Source organism: Carboxylicivirga sediminis (genome assembly GCF_018156225.1).
Lineage (GTDB): Bacteria > Bacteroidota > Bacteroidia > Bacteroidales > Marinilabiliaceae > Carboxylicivirga > Carboxylicivirga sediminis.
The window spans coordinates 48,581-54,756 of record NZ_JAGTAR010000037.1; the positions used below are offsets into that span (position 1 = coordinate 48,581).

A 6,176-nucleotide genomic window follows, 5' to 3' on the forward strand; every position below is an offset into this window, starting at 1 on the left:
AGTTAATAAAGTTAACGTTTATGGACTGTAAGAATATTCGAAATATCTGTATAATTATGGGTTTTTAAGTTGACTTTGATTTTTTTTCAAACGCTTTTATTGTAAGCAGTCTATAAAAAAATACTTTTGTTGCTTATTTTGATAGTTCACAACTGAAAATATTTATTGATGTTCAACCGACAGGCTGTTCGCTACTATAACTTATTCTTATTTCTGGCAACTTCTACCAATGCTATAGCCAACAATGGCCAACTGGACGTAGAAGATGTCCAAAGTTTGTTTTACCAAATTATTGCTCTTCTGGGATTATCACTGATGGTGTATCTGTATATCAATTTCAGAAACAACAATAAAAAACAAAGCACGAGAAAAGCCCATATTAATATCAATCATGAAGCCCAAACAATTGCTGGTAACCTTCAGCAGATGATTGAGCTTATTCCCTACCCAGCTTGCATCTCAAATGAAAAACAGAAAGTCATTTATTGCAACTCCTTATACAAACAGTTAGTAAAGCATCAAAAAATTACTGAATCGCATCACTGGGACAAACAACTAAAACTGAATTCGCAGCAACTGCAACTGGACTCTTCTGGTGATGTAATTGCCCAAAGTGAAGATACGAGGTATTATAAAATTGCGATACGACCTGTACAAGTAAGTGATGTAAGCATCCAGCTATTTACCGTTATCATTGAAGAGATTAGCCATCAGTATATAAGCGAACAGAAACAACATCAACTCACAGCTAGCATTGCGAATGTTCAATTACCCATACTACTGCTTAATCAAGACAATACTATTACTGATTTTAACCACAGTGCCATACATCTATTAAAAACTGATTCGCAGGCCTTACAACAAAAGGCACTGACTGATATTATTATTGAGGATGAACATGCCGCAATCTCTCAACTTCTTAATCGTGATTTTTCGCATAAGTCACCTTTTGTATTTCATTTACTTACCCCCAATAATACCACCCAGCCAGTAGAGGTCTTTAAAATAGAACTTTTAAACCATGGTAAGCCTAACAATTTACTCATTCTAATTGATATCTCGGAACGAGTACAAATGCAGAATGAGGTCAAAAAAGCCACACAGCGTGCTGAGGAATCTGATCGTCTTAAATCTTCATTTTTGGCAAATATGTCTCACGAGGTTAGAACGCCCCTAAACAGCATCATGGGATTTACGGAACTTATGTGCGACGACCAACTCACAGGCACTGAGCGAAAAGAGTTTCATAACATTGTTAAAACAAGTTCGAATGAATTGTTGCGACTCCTCAACGACATTATGGAATTTTCTAAAATTGAGTCGGGCTTAATAAGCCTTGATTTAAAGAGTACATATGCCCATGAAATAGTTAATGAGCTGAGTGAATATGCAGCCCCTCTTGTGGCGAACAACGCCAACCTGCAGTTTCGGGTACAAGAGCCAATTGGTTTTGATACTCCTGCCATCATTACCGATAAAGAGCGTGTTAAACAAACGCTCAGACACTTAATTGATAATGCGTTGAAATTTACATACAGTGGTACTGTTACCTTAAGCTATCAGTACCGAAAAGATAATTCAGTTGAGTTCATTGTGTCGGATACCGGAATTGGTATTCCGAAGCATAAAATACCCAATATCTTTCATAAGTTCAGACAAGCAAATGATGAAAATTCAAGAGATTTTGGCGGTGCAGGACTGGGGCTTAGTATTTGTAAGCATCTTGCAAATGCACTTGGCGGCTTCCTATGGGTAACATCAGTTGAGAAAGTAGGCTCTGAATTTCATTTTGTTATACCGGCTGATGGACATTCTGCACAGGACAGTAAAACAGCTAACACAATACTGTTTTACTCCAACAAGCCACAGGATGCACCCGTTACTATCGAAGACACAAAGGTACTTTGCCTGTTTCAGTTTCAGGCGCTTTTGAATGTACCACTCGCTCACACTAGTCCAGTCATTCTAATTGATGCAAATTTAAAGTCGGAAGAGATGAATCTGCTACTTACTATTCCGCAAGTTAGAAAAGCTTCGTTGATTAAAGTAGGACAATACGAATCCGAAATAATTTATAGTCCTGCAGAAGGAGAAACAGGCCGCTTACTGACTGATAAACAAAAGCTCAAGAAATACATCAGTAAGTGCATCGAACGAATTTAACCGATTACACTATTCCAGTTGAAATTCAATGGCAATATGGTATTCACTAGCAACTGGATGGCCCATGTTAGTTGCTGCAATGAAACGCCATTTATCGGGCATTGTTTTAGCCACTTCTACTACGGCCCTGTCAATGATTGGATGTAACCTTTCGGCTATATAAAAGCCGATTACCTGACCTGTTTCATCAACCCTTAAAGCTAAAACCACCTTACCTTCTATAGACTCTTTAACTGCACTTCGCGGATAACTTAAATTATTTACTAAAAACAGATAAGGTATTAAAGGGCTCCCCATGAACAGGCAAGGTGTTTTCAATTTTAATTCATGCCTATCCTGACCACTCATCATAACAAGTTCATTCCTGTCAAAATCATATTCATAATCAAGGATACTCTCCAGGTTATAAAAGCGCCATCGTCCAACTCGGGTATTTTTCAAGTATCGGCCCTGCTCAATAACTTTACCCTTGTAATACGTTGTACTTTGTCCATTGCGAATAGCTGTATCATTGACATCTACCCAGCAAACCTCTTTGAAAAGCCCCCGCTCTTTTGTTACCAATTCTCTATCCTGCGCACTAACAACAGTGCTGGCCAAAGCCATTAAACTAATGCAAAAACACATATATAACCAGCCTGTTTGCTTCACTTTAAATACATTTTGGTAGTCATTTGCTGAATATACAACAATTTTGGAAGGCTCATGCATTAAGCCAGTAAATACTGCTTAATATGCAATTGCCAATCAATAATTCCTAACTTAGCCGGGCGCAATAGTGCAACCTATTTAAAAATAAACCTTCAAAATTATGAAACATTCGATTGTTAGTGTATTGATTTTTGCCCTTCTCGGTCTTGTTATCGGCTACCTCTTTTTTGGTAAAATTGCGGGTGAATATGTGAGCATAAGCACTTTACTAAAGCCTGCATCTAACGAACTCGTGTCACTGGGGCAAAAAATATCGGGCATCGCAAAAGTCAGAAATAATATTGCTATCTGTGGTGGTATCGGCGCTGTAGTTGGGATAGTTATTCGCTTGGTAAAAAAATAATGCATCATTGTTACTTTTTGTATAAATATGCAAAAACAAAGCACTATATTCGCTTTTGGCTTTTGACTGGAATTTCCTTCTGGCAAGGACATTTCCATCACAGCAGCCCGTGGGTCGATTTCGGCCAAAAGCCGCTTTATTTTTTTCTTCTATTACAATACTTCCTAATTATCAATTCAATATAAATAATGCGATTCAATCGTTAGAATCTAATTAATTATACCTCAATATTTATCATTTTTTGATAATTTTACGCCTCCATTCAAAAAAGCATATAACGTGTCAAAAACAGATAGTCAATTCAATCACGTCATTAATATTTGTAAAGACATCTTTGAGAAAAAGATGAAAGATTACGGAACAGCCTGGCGCATCCTCAGGCCATCAAGCATGACCGACCAAATATTCATTAAAGCACAGCGTATCAGAAGTATCGAAACAAAGGGCACCTCAAAGGTGGATGAAGGCATCAGGGATGAGTTTATTGGCATTGTTAACTACTGTGCTATGGCTCTTGTTCAGCTCGAACTTAAACCCGCCGAACAACCAGAGATGGACCACGATGAAGCTCTGAAAATGTACCTCAATAATATACACAGTGCTAAGGCACTCATGGAAAATAAAAACCATGATTATGACGAAGCATGGCGAAAAATGCGCGTAAGTTCATTCACCGATCTTATTCTTATGAAGCTTCACCGCACCAAACAGATTGAGGATAATCAGGGGCAGACAATTATTTCTGAAGGCATTGATGCCAACTATATGGACATGATTAATTATGCCATTTTTGCCCTTATTAAACTTGAATTTCCGGAAGACGAAGAAAACTTATAAACACCATAATTAGATGCTCAAGCTGATAAGTCGCCTGCTAACAGGGGCAGTATTTGTTTTTTCAGGGTTCGTTAAAGCTGTTGATCCCAAAGGAAGTGCTATTAAAATAGCTGAATACCTTGAAGTAATAGGAATACATAACAGCAATGGAATTGCCATTATCTTATCAATTGCTTTGTCATCTATTGAGTTTATTTTGGGTTTTCACTTACTACTCGGCTTCAGATTAAAGCGAGTAGCCTTGCCTGCATTGCTCTTTATGGCTGGGTTTACTATCATCACTTTTTTCATAGCTATATTTGAACCGGTCTCGGATTGCGGCTGCTTTGGCGATGCTATCAAGCTAAGCAACTGGGAAACATTAAGCAAAAACCTTATCATTCTTCCATTCAGTATAATTGTCTACTACAGAAGAAATGATTATAAATCTAATTTGTCTGGCGGGCGACAATTTCTACTTACCAGTACAGGACTACTTTTTATCATTGGTATCTCAGTGTATAGTATGTATTGCCTGCCTCTTCTTGATTTCAGGCCTTACCACATTGGCGCTAATATACCTGAAAAAATGAGTATACCAGAAGGGGCCGATGAAGGTGAATACGAAACCACATTCATACTGGAGAAAGACGGAGAAAGAAAAGAATTTGATGTTGACGATTATCCGTATAATGACAGTACTTGGATTTTTATCGATAGCAAAACAAAAATAATTCGCGAAGGTTATCAACCACCTATTACGGCCTTACATTTCACATCTACTGAAGGAGACGACATTACTGATGCCATTATTAATAATGAGCAGCCTGTATTTTTAATGGTGGCGCCTAAACTAGAAAATACATCAACAGATAATATCCAACAGTTTATCAATATTAAAAGTGTAGCTCAAAAACATAGTAGCTATTTTTACTTGGCCACAGCTTCATTAACGGAGGATTGCTACAAATTTGATATGGCGCATCAGGCTGCCTTTGAATATGCCCAATGTGATGAAACCACCCTTAAAACCATTATCAGAGCCAACCCCGGTTTAGTTATTATTCAAAAGGGTACAATTATTGCAAAATACAGCTACACCCAACTACCCGATGCAGAAACCTTAAAGAATCCACTTTCACAATCGATTCAGTCAATGCAAAGGGCCCATGATAAAACATGGCTTTGGCTATGCTTATCAGTTATAACAGGGTTAATCATTATCATATACAAATTCAAATAAACTTAAATTTTTATCAATGAGACAAAACATTGTTGCAGGGAACTGGAAAATGAACAACACCTTAGAAGAAGGTGTGGCATTAGCCAAAGAAGTGAACGAAATCTTGAAGGCCAACAAGCCTAATTGTCAAGTTGTATTGGGTGCACCATTTATTCACCTGACTGAAGTCGTTAAAACTGTTGATGCAGAATTAGTAGGCGTTGCAGCTCAGAACTGTGCTGATAAGGTAAGCGGTGCATACACTGGTGAAGTATCAGCTTCAATGGTGAAGTCAACTGGTGCGCAGTACGTTATTCTGGGTCACTCAGAAAGACGTGCTTATTATGGTGAAACAAATGCCATTTTAAAAGAAAAAACAGATTTAACTTTAGCTAATGGTCTGACACCAATCTTCTGTATTGGCGAAGTATTGGAGGAGCGTGAATCTGGTAAGCATTTCGAGGTTGTTAAAGAGCAAATCGAAGAAGCTTTATTCCATCTTTCAGCAGAAGAATTTGGTAAAGTTGTATTGGCGTACGAACCTGTATGGGCAATTGGAACAGGTAAAACTGCTTCCCCAGAGCAAGCTCAGGAAATTCATGCATTCATTCGTCAGACTTTAGCTAACAAATATGGCGCTGAAGTTGCTAATGAAACAAGCATCCTTTATGGTGGAAGCTGTAAGCCTTCAAATGCCAAGGAATTATTCGCAAACCCAGATGTAGATGGAGGATTAATTGGTGGTGCTTCGTTGAAGGCTGAAGATTTTCACGGAATTATCGCCGCATTTTAATTAGAGTATAATAAGCTCAAAATAGTTTTTCAGAATAAAGAGGGTGTCCAAAATTGAGACATCCTCTTTTTTGTGTTTTAAAATAGATTTGCTTTTGCATTATTGCTATGCTGCTATGAAGTTGTGCA

The 6,176-nt window shown here is 37.8% G+C and carries 6 protein-coding genes; 5 read left to right on the forward strand and 1 reads right to left on the reverse strand.

Annotated elements, in window-relative coordinates; translation table 11 throughout:
- Positions 1 to 168 precede the first annotated feature (168 nt).
- Positions 169 to 2,163 carry a sensor histidine kinase gene (locus tag KDU71_RS19105; protein ID WP_212192709.1) on the forward strand — a complete coding sequence of 665 codons (1,995 nt, stop codon included), beginning with the start codon at positions 169 to 171 and terminating at the stop codon, positions 2,161 to 2,163.
- Between the two features lie 9 nt (positions 2,164 to 2,172).
- On the opposite strand, the gene KDU71_RS23330 is transcribed toward KDU71_RS19105, so the two are convergent.
- On the reverse strand, positions 2,173 to 2,814 hold the full coding sequence (locus KDU71_RS23330) for an energy transducer TonB (protein WP_212192710.1): 642 nt from the start codon (positions 2,812 to 2,814) through the stop codon (positions 2,173 to 2,175).
- Positions 2,815 to 2,974: 160 nt separating this feature from the next.
- Between KDU71_RS23330 and KDU71_RS19115 the strand changes: the two genes are divergently transcribed.
- The 4 genes from KDU71_RS19115 (at position 2,975) to tpiA (ending at position 6,048) form a co-directional block, all read left to right on the forward strand.
- The gene (locus KDU71_RS19115; protein WP_212192711.1) at positions 2,975 to 3,217 is read left to right on the forward strand and encodes a hypothetical protein; all 243 of its coding nucleotides are present in this window, start codon (positions 2,975 to 2,977) and stop codon (positions 3,215 to 3,217) included.
- Positions 3,218 to 3,496: 279 nt separating this feature from the next.
- Positions 3,497 to 4,054 (forward strand): DUF1599 domain-containing protein, encoded by a 558-nt coding sequence (locus tag KDU71_RS19120; RefSeq protein WP_317195174.1) that lies wholly within the window; start codon positions 3,497 to 3,499, stop codon positions 4,052 to 4,054.
- A gap of 13 nt (positions 4,055 to 4,067) precedes the next feature.
- A complete protein-coding gene (locus KDU71_RS19125; protein WP_212192712.1) occupies positions 4,068 to 5,276 on the forward strand; it encodes a BT_3928 family protein in 1,209 nt (402 codons plus the stop codon).
- Between the two features lie 16 nt (positions 5,277 to 5,292).
- The gene (tpiA, locus tag KDU71_RS19130) at positions 5,293 to 6,048 is read left to right on the forward strand and encodes a triose-phosphate isomerase (protein WP_212192713.1); all 756 of its coding nucleotides are present in this window, start codon (positions 5,293 to 5,295) and stop codon (positions 6,046 to 6,048) included.
- Positions 6,049 to 6,176 lie beyond the last annotated feature (128 nt).